At 45.2% G+C, this 17,776-nt stretch carries 13 protein-coding genes; 8 read left to right on the top strand and 5 right to left on the bottom strand.

Annotated elements, in window-relative coordinates; genetic code table 11:
• Positions 1–279: 279 nt before the first annotated feature.
• Together INQ51_RS05325 and rnr are read right to left on the bottom strand one after the other, a co-directional pair.
• The gene (locus INQ51_RS05325) at positions 280–882 is read right to left on the bottom strand and encodes a TetR/AcrR family transcriptional regulator (RefSeq protein ID WP_233376841.1); all 603 of its coding nucleotides are present in this window, start codon (positions 880–882) and stop codon (positions 280–282) included.
• 128 nt (positions 883–1,010) lie between these two features.
• Positions 1,011–3,197 carry a ribonuclease R gene (gene rnr, locus INQ51_RS05320; protein WP_233376840.1) on the bottom strand — a complete coding sequence of 729 codons (2,187 nt, stop codon included), beginning with the start codon at positions 3,195–3,197 and terminating at the stop codon, positions 1,011–1,013.
• 242 nt (positions 3,198–3,439) lie between these two features.
• Here rnr and INQ51_RS05315 point away from each other — a divergent pair, with 242 nt between their 5' ends.
• Together INQ51_RS05315 and INQ51_RS05310 are read left to right on the top strand one after the other, a co-directional pair.
• Positions 3,440–5,362, top strand: coding sequence for an Ig-like domain-containing domain (locus INQ51_RS05315; protein ID WP_233376839.1), 1,923 nt, complete (start codon positions 3,440–3,442; stop codon positions 5,360–5,362).
• Between the two features lie 63 nt (positions 5,363–5,425).
• The gene (locus INQ51_RS05310; protein ID WP_233376838.1) at positions 5,426–5,722 is read left to right on the top strand and encodes a hypothetical protein; all 297 of its coding nucleotides are present in this window, start codon (positions 5,426–5,428) and stop codon (positions 5,720–5,722) included.
• A gap of 7 nt (positions 5,723–5,729) precedes the next feature.
• On the opposite strand, the gene INQ51_RS05305 is transcribed toward INQ51_RS05310, so the two are convergent.
• Complete coding sequence (locus tag INQ51_RS05305; RefSeq protein ID WP_233376837.1) at positions 5,730–6,113, bottom strand: DUF3859 domain-containing protein; 384 nt, start codon at positions 6,111–6,113, stop codon at positions 5,730–5,732.
• 84 nt (positions 6,114–6,197) lie between these two features.
• On the opposite strand from INQ51_RS05305, the gene INQ51_RS05300 reads away from it, so the two are divergent.
• Both INQ51_RS05300 and INQ51_RS05295 read left to right on the top strand, forming a co-directional pair.
• A complete protein-coding gene (locus tag INQ51_RS05300; protein WP_233376836.1) occupies positions 6,198–6,557 on the top strand; it encodes a hypothetical protein in 360 nt (119 codons plus the stop codon).
• A gap of 273 nt (positions 6,558–6,830) precedes the next feature.
• Positions 6,831–9,203, top strand: coding sequence for a TonB-dependent receptor (locus INQ51_RS05295; protein ID WP_233376835.1), 2,373 nt, complete (start codon positions 6,831–6,833; stop codon positions 9,201–9,203).
• 67 nt (positions 9,204–9,270) lie between these two features.
• Here the strand turns inward: INQ51_RS05295 and INQ51_RS05290 are convergent, their stop codons facing one another.
• The gene (locus tag INQ51_RS05290) at positions 9,271–11,598 is read right to left on the bottom strand and encodes a TonB-dependent receptor (RefSeq protein ID WP_233376834.1); all 2,328 of its coding nucleotides are present in this window, start codon (positions 11,596–11,598) and stop codon (positions 9,271–9,273) included.
• A gap of 179 nt (positions 11,599–11,777) precedes the next feature.
• On the opposite strand from INQ51_RS05290, the gene INQ51_RS05285 reads away from it, so the two are divergent.
• Positions 11,778–12,677 carry a hypothetical protein gene (locus INQ51_RS05285; RefSeq protein WP_233376833.1) on the top strand — a complete coding sequence of 300 codons (900 nt, stop codon included), beginning with the start codon at positions 11,778–11,780 and terminating at the stop codon, positions 12,675–12,677.
• Positions 12,678–12,712: 35 nt separating this feature from the next.
• The gene (locus INQ51_RS05280) at positions 12,713–13,492 is read left to right on the top strand and encodes a radical SAM protein (RefSeq protein ID WP_233376832.1); all 780 of its coding nucleotides are present in this window, start codon (positions 12,713–12,715) and stop codon (positions 13,490–13,492) included.
• Positions 13,493–13,566: 74 nt separating this feature from the next.
• On the opposite strand, the gene INQ51_RS05275 is transcribed toward INQ51_RS05280, so the two are convergent.
• Entirely contained in the window at positions 13,567–14,010 is a 444-nt protein-coding gene (locus INQ51_RS05275; protein ID WP_233376831.1) for a DUF2147 domain-containing protein, read from the bottom strand.
• Positions 14,011–14,232: 222 nt separating this feature from the next.
• On the opposite strand from INQ51_RS05275, the gene INQ51_RS05270 reads away from it, so the two are divergent.
• Together INQ51_RS05270 and INQ51_RS05265 are read left to right on the top strand one after the other, a co-directional pair.
• On the top strand, positions 14,233–16,620 hold the full coding sequence (locus INQ51_RS05270; protein WP_233376830.1) for a penicillin acylase family protein: 2,388 nt from the start codon (positions 14,233–14,235) through the stop codon (positions 16,618–16,620).
• 229 nt (positions 16,621–16,849) lie between these two features.
• The gene (locus INQ51_RS05265; protein ID WP_233376829.1) at positions 16,850–17,725 is read left to right on the top strand and encodes a pyruvate, water dikinase regulatory protein; all 876 of its coding nucleotides are present in this window, start codon (positions 16,850–16,852) and stop codon (positions 17,723–17,725) included.
• Positions 17,726–17,776: the final 51 nt, after the last annotated feature.

The raw sequence follows: 17,776 nt of genomic DNA, 5'->3' as shown, positions 1-17,776 counted from the left end.
AGCCTAGACTTTTGTGTTTACTATTTGTGTCATGACAAATAGTAAAATCCGGCTGATAAGCCAATGAATAATAGAGGCAGGAAATCCTAGCTGTTTGAATATTTTCTATGCCTGAGCTATTTGAATCGATGTATCTGGGGAAATACAACAAACCGGTTCCAATTTCCTTCTCGACTAAGCTATTTTAGAGGGTGAAACACTATTCACCAGGCTTAAAAATAAGTCCGGTTTAGCGCTGAAAAATAAAGAGGAATCAACAGTTTTGTGAGACGATCGGTACTACCTTTTCATAATTCCGTAGCAGATGATCTTTAGGATAATGTCAACACTTCTTTCCAGGTTCACATCACCGTAATAGCCTGCAGTTAGCGGCATCTCCAATCCTTTTATGGCGGTTGTGATACCGATGGCTGCCAGGTTAAAATCGTAAATCTCAAACTCGTTTTTACGAACGCCTTCGATCAGAATTCGTTTGATCATCCGGATTTCATCCTGCTCGTACTTTACCTTCACATCGTCAATAAAACCCACCGCGGTGATGTCGTTTTCGATGGCGTGATAAAAATTAGCCAGGTTTCGGAACGTGGCTAGTTTCGTGAGGATATAATCCCGCAATTTGTCCACCGGGTCGGTGTTGCGGTTGATAACGATTTCAAGCTCATGTGCCAGAATCTCCACTTCCTTCATGATCACTGCCTGGAATAGATCTTCCTTACTGTTGAAATAGTAGTACAGCGAACTCTTGCCTTTTCGTACGGCATTTGCAATGTCGTCGAGGGTAGTTTTTTTAAAGCCGTATTTACTGAAGATTTCGCGAGCAATTTTCAGGATGTTTTCGCGGTTTGCATCCCTTTTGTTCCCGTTTTTACCAAGATCGTGCATTGCCTGTTATTTAACGAAAAATATCAGCAAATATAGTTATTTATTTTGCCGGAGAAACTTTTTAGAATTTTAAAATCGAAAAGACGATTACCAAAGAAAACTTTCCAATGCCCTTATTTCCTTCATTTTTATGGTGTTGGTATTTCGAAAGTTTCGGGTTTTTCGGTCCGCGCTAAACGGAAATCGAGTTGTTTCCGCTCCAGGTTGGTCCGCCACACTTTAACATTAATCGACTCTCCCAGCTGGTACGTTTTGCGCGAATGCCGCCCAACAAGCATGTAATTCCGCTCGTCAAAAATATAGAAGTCATCGTCGAGTTCCGAGATTGGAATCATGCCTTCAATTTTGTTTTCCAGTTCCACATAAATTCCCCAGTCGGTAACTCCTGAAATTACGCCTGCATATACTTTTCCCAGGTGATCCTGCATAAATTCCACCTGCTTGTATTTAATGGATGAACGTTCGGCATTGGCTGCCCGCGCTTCCATATCGGATGAATGTTTGCAGAGGTCTTCGTATTTCTGTTCGTTGGCCGAACGTCCGCCAGCCAGGTATTTTTCCAGCAAGCGGTGAACCATCATATCCGGGTAACGGCGGATTGGTGACGTGAAATGGGTATAATATTCAAAAGAAAGCCCGTAGTGACCAATGTTCCGGGTTGAATAGGCCGCTTTTGCCATGGAGCGGATGGCAAGCGTTTCCACAACGTTTTGCTCGTTTTTCCCTTTTACGGTGTTCAGTAAATTATTGAGCGAAGTAGCAATGGCTTTTGGCGTTGTCAACTGGATGCCATAGCCAAATCGTTTTATAAAAGTGTTGAAGGAAACCAGTTTGTCGGGGTCGGGTTTATCGTGGATACGATACACAAAGGTTTTGGCTTTGTTTTTATCCGAAACATCCCCGATAAATTCAGCCACCCTTTTGTTGGCGAGCAGCATAAACTCCTCGATCAGTTTGTTGGCTTCTTTGGCTTCTTTAAAGTAAACCGACTGCGGTTTCCCTTTTTCATCGATGTTGAATTTGATTTCAACACGGTCGAATGCAATCGATCCGGAGTTAAAACGGTTGTCCCGAAGTTTGACTGCCAGTTCGTTTAGTTTGAGCAGTTCTTCCGAGAAATCTCCTGTTCCGGTTTCAATCACTTCCTGTGCTTCTTCGTAGGCAAAACGCCGGTCGGAGTGGATCACCGTTTTTCCGAACCATTCTTTTTTTATCTCCGCATTTTCGTTGAGTTCAAAAACGGCCGAGAAGCAAAGTTTGTCTTCATTGGGGCGAAGTGAACAAACGCCGTTCGAAAGCCTTTCGGGGAGCATGGGGACCACTCGGTCGACCAGGTACACCGAAGTGGCGCGGTTCCGGGCTTCGTCTTCAATAATGGTATTGGGGCGTACGTAGTGCGTTACATCGGCAATGTGAACACCCACTTCCCAGTTGCCGTTGCTTAATTTCTTTAACGAAAGCGCATCGTCAAAATCTTTGGCATCAAGCGGGTCGATGGTAAAAGTGGTGGTTTTGCGGAAATCGCGCCGGTTTTTGATGTCTTCTTCCGGGATTTCCAGCGAAATTTTTTCGGCTGCTCTGTCAACATTTTCCGGGAATCTGTGCGGAAGTTCAAATTCCGCGAGTATGGCGTGCATTTCAGCATCGTTGTCGCCGGTGTCGCCCAAAACTTCTTTTATTTCGCCAAAAGGATTCCGGGCATTTGCCGGCCAGTCGTTGATCTCAGCAATGGCTTTTTGTCCGTCTTTAGCGCCGTTGAGTTTTTCTTTCGGAATAAAAATGTCAAAACCCACTTTCCCTGCCGGAGTAAGGAATGCATAGTTTTTTGACACCTGGATTGTTCCGACAAATACCGATTTGGCGCGTTCCAGTATTTCTTTTACCTCGCCTTCGTAATCGTGCTTTTTACGGCGGGCAAACACATGCACCTGCACTTTATCGCCCTCCATGGCGTGGTTCAGGTTGCGGGAAGTAACAACTACGGGGCGGTCCAGTTCTTCGCTAACAACATACGCAAAACCCTGGGGTTGCATCTCCACAATTCCGCAAACTGTTCCGGTGCGGGCTTTCAGTTTGTACTTACCACGTGCCACCAGGTCGAGGTAGCCGTCGTCGGCCAGTTCCTGCAAAACAACATCAACCAGTTTGCGTGTTTCCGGGTCTTTGATTCCCAATGAGCCCGAAACCTGTCTGTAATTTACTGTTTTTCCGGGGTCTTCGTACAATCCGGAGAGAATAACACTTTTGAGTTTTTTCTTATTGAAGGTTCCTGTTTTCCGCGGTTTGGAACGTAGTTTCTTTTTTTTCTTAGCCATTGTTTTGTACAAATTTCACCAATCCAAGGTAATATAATTCTTAGATAAGCGCTATTTTCCCCCGCTTAAGTTGCCAAAAAGTTTTCACCCGTTCGGAGGGTGGTTTTTCACCTGTTGGCAGGGACATTTTGTTAAAATACTCAGGTTTAAATTAATAAAGCTTAACACGAAGAGTGAGCAGGAATTTGTATGTTTGTAGCCAATTTCAACGCATGAAGCTGAAGGGGAAAATACCACTGATTATGATAGCCGGCCTTGCATGGGTCGTAATTATTTCGTCGTGTGCCAACATCGGGATGCCGGAAGGTGGCCCCAGGGATACCATTCCCCCGGTATTGCTGGAGACCAATCCCGGATTTAAGGCGCTGGACTACAAGGGAAAGGATGTGAGGTTCACTTTTAATGAATACATCATGCCTGACCAGATTTCGGAATCGCTTGTAATTTCTCCTCCGCTGAAAAAGCGGCCGATTATCCGTACCAAATCCAAAACGCTGATCGTTCAGTTTAACGAAGCCCTGAAAGACAGTGCAACGTATTCGCTCGATTTTAAAGACGCGATTGTGGATAACAACGAGAAGAATCCGATGGAAAACCTGCGTTTTTCTTTTAGTACGGGGCCGGTATACGATTCTTTGCGCGTTGCGGGACGAGTGGTGAACGCGTTTAACATGGAACCCATTGAAAAAGGGCTGGTATTGTTGCAGAGCAACCTACATGATTCGGCGGTTTTTAAAGTGATCCCCGACTACATTGCCAAAACGGATGAGGACGGGCTGTTTATGATCGACAACATTGCACCGGGCTCTTACCATCTTTTTTCCATTAATGATCAGAACAACAACATGTTGTATGACGAAGGGGGCGAGGAAATTGCCTTTCACAGCGAAGTGGTGGTTCCGCGGGCTGAGTTTCATGAGAGTAAAGACACCGTTGCGGATGCCATTGATTCCCTGTTGATTCTTGGTCATACGCATTTTTACCCCGATCCCATCTATCTGAATTATTTTATTGAAGACATATTTGAGCAGTACATCGATAAGTCGGAGAGAAGCAGTGAATACAAGTGCTCTTTTCTTTTTAATGAATCGGTGGAAGACACTTTTAATGTGCGCTTGCTGGATCACGATGTGAGCAACTGGTACCAGATGGAATACAACCAGGATATGGATTCCATTGTGCTGTGGATAACCGATACAACGTTGGCAAAGAAAGATTCTCTTTATATGGAGCTTTCTTATTTTATGCTCGATTCCATGGCTCAGCCCTATGTTTTTCATGATACGCTTCTGATGCACTACTCGAAGCCGGTGGTTGAGTCCAAAAAGAAAAAGAAAAAGGGGGATGAAGTAGATGAACCAGTGCTGATTCCGCAGTTTAGCTGGTCTGCCAACGTTAGCTCCACTATGGAGCTTAACGGGCAAATAAGGATTGAAGCACCCGCCCCGGTTGCATCGTTCGACAGTACCAAAGTGGTGTTGTACCTGAGCGAGGATACGCTTAAAACTCCGTTGAAAATTCAATTCAGGAAAGATCCAAAGGCCTGGAGAACTTACAATATTTTATACGATTGGGAGCCTGAGACAAAATATACTCTGAGTATCGACTCGGCCGCCTGCTGGGACGTGTACGGCATTTCGAGCATGAAGCTGTCAAAAAGCTTTGAGACAAGGGAAGAGGATTATTACGGTTCCTTCATCTTTGATTTCAGCAATGTTCCGGGCCCCATGATCGTACAGCTTTTGAAAAACAACAAGGAAGAAAGCGTATTGCGACAGGCATTTTTTGACAAGGACGGCGAAGTGACTTTTGACTTGTTGCCTCCCGAGAAGTACAAGGTCAAAATTATATACGACTCCAACGGAAACGGCAAGTGGGACGGCGGAAGCTACCAGGATAAAATTCAGCCCGAGCTGGTCTCTTATTTGAACGAACTCATTAAATTGCGTTCGAACTGGAGTGAAAAACGGATTTGGGATCTTACGCCGGATCCGGAATATGTGAAGAAAATTATTGATCAGGAAGCTGAAGAGCAAAAGCGAAAAGCCGAAGAAGAAAAGGCCCGGAAAGAGCAGGAGAAAGACCGGAACAATAGTAACTTCCGTCCGGGTAATACCGGAGGAGTGGGTGGCGGAAGAAATCCGATCCGGGGCGCAGGTTTTTAAGTCGAAATGTTCGGCAGTCTCTTATAAATTAGTATGTTTAATCAACTTTATTAACGAAGTATCATGGCAAGTGTTAGAAATCTGAAGAAAGACATCGATTTAATTATGTCGCTGGCATTGAGTGATTGTTTTTACGTGTTGGAATACAACAGTAAAATAGACGAGGAAGAAGTATATAAAATTGCCGGAGAGATTGTTCAAAAGCACCGTGAGTTAAGGCTTAGAGCCGTACACCCGGATGGAAAGGACAATGGAAAGTTGGTAAAAGAACATTACAAAAAACTGGTTCAGGATATGCTTCAGGCGGCAGACGTTGCCTTGGAGAAATTATCAAAAGAGGTCAAAAAAGTTTCGAAGTAGGCGTTGCCTACTTCAGGTTAAAAATTTTGTTGGCCACAATTTTTCCCTGGTACCAGGTGGTTAATTCCCATTTACCCTTTTTATCTTCCAGCGGTTCCCATATGCAATCGCCCAGGTAAAATTCAAAATCATTGGTACGAACAAATTGTTCGCCGGTAAACGGGGGAGTCACCTGTTCTTTTTCATCCAAAAAAGGAGGGTGGTCTATCCGGAACTGAACACTTTCCCCCTTTCCGTTTTTTATGTGCAACACATAACCAAACTCGGTGCCTATCGATGCTTCAATTTCGGTAGTAAAATCAAGAACTTTTGGAATCTCCCGGCTCTCGCGGTCCCACTTCGAGTACTCTCCGTAGCTGTATATTTTAAAGGTTGGTCTTCGTTTTGCCATTGTTAATTTTATACGAAAGTAATGAATCTTGCTAATTTAGATTAAATTAAAATTCTAATTTTACTGGCTCTATCATTCGCATTTGTGGAGTTTATAAGAAAACATAATAAGTTGTGGTTTGCGCTGATGTTGCCGGTATACCTGTATATCGTCAACAGCTCGATACAAAACAAGCATACCCACTTTTATGCCAACGGAATGGTGGTGACCCACTCGCACCCGCTACATGCAGAGAAGGGCGAAACGGCAAATCACCACGGGCACTCCAAAACTGAAATCTGCTTTTTTAGTACCCTTCATTTTGATGTTGCCGAAGTTCCGCTGTTTGAAAGCTCCAACACAAACCTCCCTGCAATTCATTTTGAATATTTTGTTGAGAATGAGCTTTTACGGACTTCGGAGGAAGAACTGAAATCAAATCCGCGTGCACCCCCGATCGGATAATGTCCATTTCATAACTTTTTTACGACATTATTTTATTAACCTGATCATTATTATCATGAAACGAGCATGAAACGGGATTTTTGTTGATGAACAAATCCTGTGTGTCGTGTGAGTTGTATGCAATAGTGAATCTACGATTCTAATGGTAAAAGACGAGCATGAAAATGAGGATTTCTGCACGGAAGCACGATTATTCGTCAGCTGACGGACATGCGAGTTCCCTGTCTGACCGCTTGCCGGGCAGGCATCCGTTAGAGAAAACAAATTAAACAGATGAAATATATATGGGCACTTTGTGTGCTTTTGTTCAGCTTTCAGGGGGTGAAAGCTGTGTCAGAAAATGACGACGATAAAAAGACAAAAACCGATGCCATGTTGTTTGGCGATGTAAAATCGGGCGAAGACCACATTCCTTTTGCTTCGGTAAGCATAAAAGGAACAACGCTGGGTACTGCGGCCGATGCCACCGGGCATTTTAAAATGACGAATATACCGGTAGGAAAGCAAACCATTCTGGTTTCGGCCATGGGGTATAAACCTTTTGAAAAAGAACTGGTTTTTGAGTCGAAAAAAAGCAACACGCTTTTTGTGCAACTCGAAACCGATAACATTGGGCTGGAGCAAGTGGTGGTTTCGGCCGACCGAAATGCGAAAAGCAGGAAGGAAACAGCTACGATCGTTAGCAGTATCAATCCGAAATTATTTGAACGCGTTCAGAGTGTGACACTGAGTGAGGGGCTTAACTTTTCGCCCGGGCTCAGGATGGAAAACAACTGCCAGAACTGTGGCTTTACGCAAGTGCGGATGAACGGACTGGAAGGGCCTTATTCGCAGATCCTGATCAACTCGAGACCGGTGTTTAGCGGTTTGGCGGGCGTTTACGGGCTGGAGCTAATCCCGGCCAACATGATTGAACGGGTGGAAGTGATTCGCGGAGGCGGTTCTTCGATGTACGGAAGTAATGCCATTGCAGGAACGATTAACCTGATTACAAAAGACCCGGTGGCCAACAATTTTGAAGGTGCTTTCTCGAACAGCGCCATCGGAATTGGGTTGGACGGGGAAGCGGCCAACGATTACAATGTGAACCTGAACGGCTCCTATGTGACCGACGATTACCGGACCGGAATGAGCATTTTCGGTTTTCACCGCAAACGAGACGGATTTGACGCCAATGGCGACGGATTTACCGAGCTCGCAAAAATTAAGAACCTTACCGTGGGCGGGCGGCTGTATCAGCGCATCGCCGATCGCGCAAAACTTACGGTTGATTACTTTAATATTTACGAATTTCGCAGAGGTGGAAACCGGTTTGATTTACCTATGCACGAGGCTGATGTTACCGAAAGTGTTACGCACCGGATTAATTCGGGGGCGTTGAATTTTGACCAGCTGTTGCGTGAAAGCGATAAGTTTTCTGCCTTCCTTTCGCTGCAAGGGGTAAACCGCGATTCGTATTACGGTGCCAACCAGGATTTGTCGGCTTACGGTGAAACAAGCGATTTAACTTATTCTGCGGGTGTTCAGTACATTCGTCAGCTGGCTTACCTGTTGTTGGCCCCGGCTACCTTAACTGCCGGGCTTGAGTCGACCGGTAGTGCCATGAAAGATGAGAAACTGGGGTACTACGATCCGGAAAAGGACAAGCACTTTGATAATACGCTGGTTGCAGATCAAAAGATAAGTACCAACGCCGGGTTTGTGCAGGCAGAGTGGAAAACGAAAAAGGTGGTGTTTAGCACCGGATTGAGGTACGATCATTATCAGATAAGCGAGAAAACGGGTGAAGGTGATGAAATTTCGGGCAATGTATTTAGTCCCCGGGTGAGCTTGTTGTATAACCTTTCGCATCATTTGCAGTTCCGTACCGGATTTGCACGGGGATTCCGTGCCCCGCAGATCTTCGACGAAGATTTACACATCGAGACCTCCGGCTCCCGAAAAGTTATTCATAAAAATGCACCCGGTCTGAAACAGGAGTCCTCTAACAGTATCACAGCCTCGCTTGATTTTAGCAGGGAAATCAGCAAATGGCAGTTCCAGTTGCTGGCAGAAGGTTTTTATACGCACCTGGATAATCCCTTTGCCAATGAGTACGGCGTACCCGATGAAGAGGGTACCGTCATATACACCCGGGTAAATGCTGAAGACGGAGCTACCGTGAAAGGTGTAAATATTGAATTGAATGCATCACCGTCCGGGAAATTCCAGTTTCAATCAGGGTTTACCTTTCAGAAAAGTGAGTTTGAAACGCCGCAGGAATTTAATGAAAAGCGTTTTTTACGCACGCCCGATTCCTATGGCTATCTGAGTATGAATTACAGCCCGGTTCCGGTATTTAATATTGCCGCAACCGGAAACTTCTCGGGGCCCATGCTGGTACCTTATTTTGGGCCTGCCATTGAGAATCCCGATGACGGTGAGTTGCGCAAAAGCAAATCCTTTTTCGACGCAGGAATCAAGTTTAGTTACGATATAAAAGTGGCGGATAATGCGCGGGTGCAGTTAAATGCCGGGGTGAAAAATATTTTCAACAGTTATCAAAAAGACTTTGATTCGGGAATGGATCGCGATCCGGGTTATATGTACGGCCCACTTACGCCACGGAGCATTTATTTTGGGGTAAAAATTGGAAATCTGTATTAGGTATTTCTTTTATCTGAACATTGAATATAGAAGGGACCAGTTGTTTGATCAACTGGTCCCTTCATTTTTAGTTAAATAACTTAATTCCGAAGTAAAAAGTACGTGGTTTCGACGGGCCGTAAACAAATCCGCTGTCCCGGTTTTTGCCGCTGTCAAAATCATCCTGGTAGTTGTCAAAAAGATTGCTGAATCCGCTAAACAACTGAATGGATGAATCGATGCGCTTGAGCTCGAAGGTGTAACCCACTTTCAGGTTTGTTTCCAGGAACGAATCCGACTTAAACAGTACGTCCTCTTCGGGCGTGCCGGCATCTCCAGCCAGTCCGTAGTGAGGAACCAGCATGCTTCCGGTGTAAACACCCGACAAGGAAGCGCTGAATCTTTGGCCGGGAGTCCAGCTGAGGGTGTAGTAGCCATAGCTTTCCGGTGTGCGCAGGTAATCTTTTATTCCGGGCAGTTCTTCCGACCAGGCAACCGGCTCATCGTAAGTGCTTTTTTGCAGAGTTAACCCGGCTTCCATTTGCAGTTTACGGTCGAAGTTGGCGCGGGCCTCAAGCGTTGCTCCATAAACCTGGCTGTTACCGCCGTTTCTTTTTTCGAGGATCGAGTTTCCTTCTTCATCACTGCCGGTTTCTTCCAAAACAAAGGCATTTTTTAGTTGTGTATAAAATCCTTCCAAGGTAAATCCAATGATGTGTTTTTGAGTAGGGCGATCCCAGTTAAGTGAGGCGCTCCAGCTTTGCGATGTCTCTTCTTTTAGTTCATCGCCCAATTCTACTTTCTGAATTCCTCCGCCTGCAAAGGCAATGTGCATATCGGCGTCAAATGCCTGTGGTGCCCTGAATCCGGTGGACCACGACAAACGCAACTGAGTGTTCAGGTCGGGTTTCACCAGCAAGGATACACGTGGATTGACAATTAGCTTGTCCACAAAATTGTGCTTGTCGGCTCTTACTCCGGCAAGCAGTGTGGTTTTGCGGGTCAGCGACCAGTCGCTTTGTACAAATGCCCCAAAATTACGGGTGTTCTGATCAATGAGATAATTGTAGGCCTCAATCTGGTCGTAAACATCGTCGACAACATATTCGGCTCCGAAGGTAAAAATATTGGTTCCTGTATTCAGAAAGTCATTTACGGCATGGTTTAACTGTGAACCAAACTGAAAGGTGTGGTTCTTTGAATGTCCGTAAGGTGGATTGTTGTTATAATCGCTTAATGCCTGTTCGTCGTCGGGAGCTATTCCTGTAAAATGCTTTCGTTTGGTGTACTGACCGGCGGTGTACAACACAAAGTTGGTTCGCATGCTCAGGTTGTTCTCGTAATCAAGGCCACCCATAATAATATCGTGGGTGCGCTCTTCCGATTGCCGGGCTTTAAATGCGGGGCCGTCAATCATTTCACCTCCGTAACGGTATTCGTGGGTGCTTGAAAAATTGGCCTCCAGTTTTTCGTCTTCGTTTATTTTGAAGAAGGAATTAATGCCAAAGGAGTTGTTGCTGATTTCCGGCAATTCAGAAAAATTATCGTTGTTGTGGTCGTAGGCATCCCTGTTTCGGTGAAAAGCATACATGGCCATCCCGGCGTTTCTTTTTTGCGAGAGGGCAGTAAGCGTAGCATTTACGTTGTAATCCAAGGCATCGCCCGAAATAATCTGATTGTTCGAAGTTACTTCGTAAGAGTTTCGCTGCGGGAGTTTGGTAATGATGTTAACCGTTCCGCCAATTGCACTGGAACCATACAGCGCTGAAGCGCCGCCTCGTACTACTTCAATACGTTCCACCAGCGCGGTGGGAAGTTGTTCCAGCCCGTAAAGTCCGGTAAGAGGGCTAAAAACTGCCCGGCTGTTGATCAGTATCTGGCTGTAAGCACCGCCCAGTCCGTTCATTCGCAACTGGGTGTAGTTACAGGTTTGGCAGTCGGTTTCCATGCGTAAGCCGGGTTGAAAACTCAATGATTCAGAAATGGTTTGCGCCGCCACTTTATCAATGGTTTTTCCATCCAGCACATTCACAATTACCGCACTTTCGGTTTGGCGTTTGAATGTTTTGGTGCCGGTAATCACCACCTCGTCCATGTGGATAACATCTTCTTCCAGGTCGAATTTTACTTCCAGCGTTTCACCTGCTTTTAAGCTTACTTTTTCCCTTTTTTCTTTGTAGCCTACCATTTTGGCCACCAGAGTGTATTCTCCGGTTGGCAGGTCAACCATCATATAATGCCCGGTAACATCGGTAGTAGTTCCGTAACGGGTACCTTCGAGGTAAATGTTTACAAACGGAATATGTTCGCCTTTTGAGACGACGTGTCCGGTGATTACCACATCTTTATGGTCTTGTGCTATAGCTGTAATGACAGATAGCAATAGTATGATGAATGCAAAGACTAATTTGTTCATAATATGATTTATTTGAAAAAGGCAAATGTACGGTCTGGACGCAATATTGCAAATTATTTAGAATAGTTCTAAATAAATTAATAATTTCTTCATAATTTAATTGCATTCTGATCGTTTTTGTTTTGTTTGCCTTAGCTTAAAAGATTACTAAATTTGCCTCTCAATTTATACTTCGAAATATGAGTAATGAAATGAATACCGGTCAGCAAAAGAAAAACCTAAGAAATAATATCATCGTTATTGCGCTTGCTGTGGTTTTGGTGATAGTGATTGGCTTGTTTTTTATGCAACGGCGCGAACACAGTGCTGTTGTAACAGAGATAAAAGCCGAAAAAGATTCCATTCAGTTTGAGTTAACACAGATCGCGGCCAGCTACGATTCGATGAGAACGGAGAACGACACACTGAATGAACAGCTTTTTGTGGCGCAGGCCAAGGTGAAGGATCTGCTGATTGAAGTGGAACAAACCAAAAAAGTGAGCTATTCAAAAATTGCCGATTACCAAAAACAGGTGACCACGCTGCGGGGCATCATGCGAAATTTTGTGGTGCAGATTGATTCGCTGAACAGAAGAAACGAACAATTGATGGCGGAAAACCTGGAAGTAAAACAACAATACATACAGGTGGAGCAAAAAAATCAGCAGCTAAACCAGGAAAAGCAGCGTCTTCAACAAGACCTGAAAATAGCGGCAAAACTGGAAGCCAGAGATCTGGTGGCTGAACCGTTGAACTCGAGAAGCAAGGTGACAAAATTTACCAACCGTGCCGAAAAAATACGGATCTATTTTGTGCTGGGGCAAAACCAGGCCACGCCACGAGGCGCCAAAAATGTATATGCACGTATTATGCGCCCCGATCAGTTGTTGATGACCAAGTCGGAAAAAGACCTGTTTCAGTTTGAAGACCTGAAAATTCAGTATTCGGCCATGCGTGAAGTGGTGTACGAAGGTAAAGATTTACCCGTAGCCATTTTTTGGGACAACACCAGCGAGCCTGAATTGATGAAAGGTACCTACACTGTCAACCTGTTTGCCGACGGAAACGAAATTGGCGCAACAACTTTTACTCTTCAATAAATCCACTTTCCGGCATAGAAAACCGGTGATCGTTTATGGCAACTTTTTTATTTGATAAAATAATATTCGGCCCTGTGAAAAGCCGCCGGTTGGGGGTTTCTTTGGGTATAAATCTTCTGCCTACGCAGGCAAAGGTTTGTTCGTTCGACTGTATTTACTGTGAGTGTGGTTTTACGCCCAAAGAATACGAAGAGAAAGTATCGCTTCCTGCGCGGGAGGAGGTAAAAACCCGGTTGGAAACAAAGCTTAAGGAAATGGGTGCCGAAGGACAGTTGCCCGATGTAATTACTTTTGCCGGTAACGGGGAGCCAACGCTTCATCCCGAATTTGCCGGGATAATCGACGATACCATTGAGCTGCGTAATTCGCTGGCGCCCGAAGCCCGGATCGCGGTGCTTTCGAATGCTACCATGATCCACCGGAAACCGGTTTTTGATGCCTTGCTGAAAATCAAAGACAACATCCAAAAGCTGGACTCGGCGTTTGAAGAAACCGTAAAAATCATCGATTGCCCCAAAGGTTCTTTCAATTTTCAGCAAACCATTGAGCAGTTGGTTGCTTTCAACGGGAAAGTGATCATCCAAACCATGTTTATCCGAGGAAGCTTTAAAGGACAGGCTTTGGACAACACCACCGAAGCGGAGATTTCGGCATGGCTTGAATTACTCAAAAAAATCAAACCACGCCAGGTAATGATCTACACCATTGCCCGCGACACTCCGGTTGACACGCTTCAGAAAGTTTCGTTAAAAGAACTGAATGCCATTGCAGAACGTGTCCGGAATGCCGGATTCGATGTGCAGGTATCAGGGTAGGTGAGTTTAGAGTTTAAAGTTCAGAGTTCAAAGAATTTCGGAACAACTCTGAACACTGAACTCAAAACTTTAAACTAAAGCGTAGTCCGATACCATTCCGAGCTTTTGCCCATCCAGCGAATGCCGGCGACAAAGCCTTTTAGTTTGAGCAGGTTGTCGTTTTCAAACCAGGCATAGCAATCATAGGTTTTTCCTGACTTCGGATCGTAAATGCGTCCTTCTTTCCACTCTTTGTTATCGGAACTGTACACGAAGCCATCCAGGATCTGAACTCCAACAAGCGGGCGCTCGCGAAGGCTTTCTTCCGGGTTTTTATCGTCTTTGGGTGCTTCTCCGTTTTTGTATTTCTCGGGAATCATGTACACGATGGTGCCAATAAACTTACCGTCTTTCTTTTCGATCTGAATTTTCGAAGTTTTTTCTTCGTTCCACCAGATCCCGAGGATCTTGTCGGCTTCCTGTGCATAGCCTGCAAGGGCGTAAGTTGCCAGGAAAAAAAGGATAATTAATTTCTTCATTCGTTTTGATCTAATTTTAAGGTTGAACGAACTTAGGATTTTTTCATTAGAAATCTGAATTGTCAAATGAAAAAAATGGGTGAGCAAGTGAGTCAAAGGGCGAACGGCTCCCGATGCAAAACTGATTTTTGTAGGTTTTTATTCAAAAATTAGTTTCCTTACAGTGGAAATATAAAAATTATTCAGGATTCACTTATCGGTCAATAAACTAACTCACTGTTTATGGAAAACATTAAGCGTGTTTTGCTCTCTCTGCTTATTCTGATTGTACTTGCACTTATCGCAGGTGTTTTTTTTGTTCAATACCTAAAAAAGGCAGCTGTTCCCGACTACAACAAAAGTTTTGTTTTGTATGGTTTGCAGTCGGAAGTTGAAATATTGCGCGACACACACGGGATCCCTCATATTTATGCGAAATCAGATTCTGATTTGTACCGTGCCATTGGGTTTGCCATGGCGCAGGACCGCCTGTGGCAAATGGACTTGTTGCGGCGGGTAACACAAGGGCGTTTGTCCGAAATACTGGGGAAAGACCAGGCAGAAACCGATTTGTTGATGCGTGCCTTGCGGATTCAGGAAAAGTCGCAGAAAATTCTGAAACATTCCGATCCCGAAATTGTATCGGCACTTCAATCTTTTGCTGACGGGGTGAACCAGTACATGGCTCAGTTTCCGCTTCCGCCCGAGTTCAAGGTGCTGGGCTACCAGCCCGAGTGGTGGGAGCCGGTGCATTCCATCAACCTGATCGGTTACATGTCGTGGGACCTGTCGATGGGATGGGGCACTGAATATTTTTTGCACCAGCTCCGGGCCGAGGTGCCTGATTCGATGATCGCAACGATGATCCCCGATCTGGCTGAACATAAAACAAGTGTTTTTGAGGCATTCGGAAACAACCGGATTGACGCAGGCTCCACTTTGCTTTCGGCCACTCAAAAGTTAAAAGATTTGGGCATTGAAATTTTTAACGGCAGCAACAATTGGGCGGTGGCCGGTAAAAAAAGTAAAACCGGAATGCCTTTGCTGGCCAACGATATGCACCTTGGGCTGTTTGCTCCGGGAATTTGGTATCAAATGCACCAGGTGGTTGACGGGAAGCTGGATGTAACCGGGGTGGTAGTTCCGGGGCAGCCCTTTGTAATTGCGGGGCACAACGACCGGATTGCCTGGGGAATGACCAATGTAATGCTCGATGATCTTGATTTTTACCGGGAGAAATTGAACGAAGACTCCACAAAATACTGGTTCGATGGCGCCTGGAAAGACCTGATGATTCAGCCCGAAACCATAAAAACCAAAGAAGGTGATTCCATTCAGACAGAACTGAAGTTTACACATCGGGGCCCGATTGTGAACCGCATTAAAAAGGAAAAAGAAATGCCCTTGTCGGTTCGTTGGCTGGGTAACGAAATGAGTAACGAGATCCGAACGGTGTACCTAGTGAACAGGGCAAAGAACTGGGATGATTTTCGTGATGCAATGAGCACTTTTATTTCGGTTAGCCAGAATGTGGTGTATGCCGATGTGGATGGAAACATTGGCTTGCAGTGTACCGCCGGAATCCCCGTTCGTGAAGGTTCGGGTATCGAGATTTATCCGGGTGACAGCAGCAAATACGACTGGAAAGGGCTGGTTCCTTTTGACGAACTGCCTTACGAATACAACCCGGAAAGAGGCTATGTTTCTTCGGCCAACAACAAAACGGTACCCGAAGGATTTCCGCATTACATCAGTCACTGGTTTGCCACGCCAAGCCGCATCGATCGTATTCGCGAGATGCTGGAAGAAAAGGAGAAACTGGGTGTGGAAGACTTCAAAGCTATGCAGGCCGATGTAAAATCGAAAACGGCGGAGCGTATGACCCCGGTTTTTCTGACATCCTTGCAAAAGGAAACGGCCTGGCCGGCTACCGAAAAAGCGGCCTTGGATAAATTGCTTTCGTGGAATTTTGAGTTAACACGCGAAAGTCAGGCCACTTCGGTGTTTGAAGTGCTGTACCGGAAAGTGATGGAGAACCTGGTAAAAGATGAGCTTTCTCCGGAGTTATTTGAAAAGATAAAAGGCGAGCGAATGCTGCTGGAAAACCTGTTGATGAATGTGCTTGCTGACGGGAATTCTGAGTGGATCGATAATAAAAATACTGCAGAGAAAGAAACCCTGGATGACTGTATACAACAGTCGTTTGTTGAAACAGTGCAGGAGCTTTCGGCGGAGTTGGGAACCGATGTGGATGAATGGCAGTGGGGAAAACTGCACACTTTCACGATGAGCCATCCGCTGGGAGTGGTAAATGCATTGAACAAGGTGTTGAAACTCAACCGTGGGCCTTTCCCTGTTCCGGGAAGTTTTCACACGGTTTGTCCGTATACCTATTCGTACCAAAACCTGTACAAAGCAAATAACGGAGCTTCGGAGCGCCATATTTTTGACGCCGGCAACTGGGACCGTTCTGAAACCATCATCCCAACCGGTACCAGTGGAATTCCGGCGAGCGGCTTTTACCTCGATCAAACGGAGATGTATTTGCAGAATCAGTATCATGCCGATCCTTTCAGCAAAGCAGAAGTAGAAAAAGCAACAAAATTTAAAATGACGCTCAATCCTGATTAATCTCTTAGAAAAAGTTGGCAAAGAGAGTCATATTTGTAGAACACTGCATTGATTTGCGTGTTTTTAAGAAACAATAGTAAAGCCATGCAACGTGCTTGAGGATGGAATGAGTCATGCTGAATTTCGTTTCACATCAACCAAAACGAATGAAAGCATGTACGGAAATGCTCCGATAAATGAAGAGGAGCTAATTCCAGACGAAGCCGTTGAAATAAAACAATTATAACCGATGAGAAAGAAAAAGAATGCCCCTATTTATGTAGTTTCCGGTGGTCGCGGGATTGCCGGAAATAATCTGCTCCAATCAATTCTGATACAGTATCCTGATAATAAAATCCCGGTTGAGATTATTGGCGGAGTTAACACCGAAGACATGGTCTTTGACGTTGTAATGCGCGCCAAAAGCGAAGGCGGGCTTATTACACACACCATGGTAAATCCTTTTCTCCGGAAGAGGATCAACGAACTGGCCAACGAATTTAATGTGGAAGTGATTGATCTGATGGGCGATTTGGCCCGCTATCTTGACCGGACCCTGAATGTGGAACCTTTGCAGCATCCGGGATTGTACCGCGAATTAAACCAGCAATATTTTGACCGGATTGAATCTATTGAATATACTTTGTCGCACGACGATGGCATGAGCCCCCAAAGACTTCAACAGGCCGAAATTGTGCTGACCGGTGTTTCCCGGGCCGGAAAAACACCCTTGAGCGTTTACCTGGCCATGTATGGCTGGAAAGTAGCCAATGTACCCCTGGTTCCCGGTGTTCAGCCGCCTGATGAGCTGTTTGAAATCGATCCGAACCGGGTTTTTGGATTACACATTGGAGCCGGGCAGCTGATTGCCCACCGCATGAAAAGAATACAGGGCTGGAACAACCACCGCAGTGATTCGTACGTCGATCAAAACGCCGTGCGCGAGGAAATACGGAATGCCATGTTTGTGTTCGACAAGGGCGGCTTTACCGTCATCAACGTTTCCAACAAGCCCATTGAAAGTACGGCCAACGAAATTTTGAAACTCATGTCGGAGCGTTTTATATTCCAGGGAAGAAAGCTCGAATCGCCTTACCACGATCAAAAATCAGATCCTTCGAAATAAGAGCGCAAGTTTTTTGAAGAGTCGGTGTCTTACGGTTGATATGAACTTAAT

Source organism: Maribellus sp. CM-23 (assembly GCF_021354595.1).
Classification (GTDB): Bacteria; Bacteroidota; Bacteroidia; order Bacteroidales; family Prolixibacteraceae; genus Draconibacterium.
This window is presented reverse-complemented; position numbering and strand designations above follow the sequence as displayed.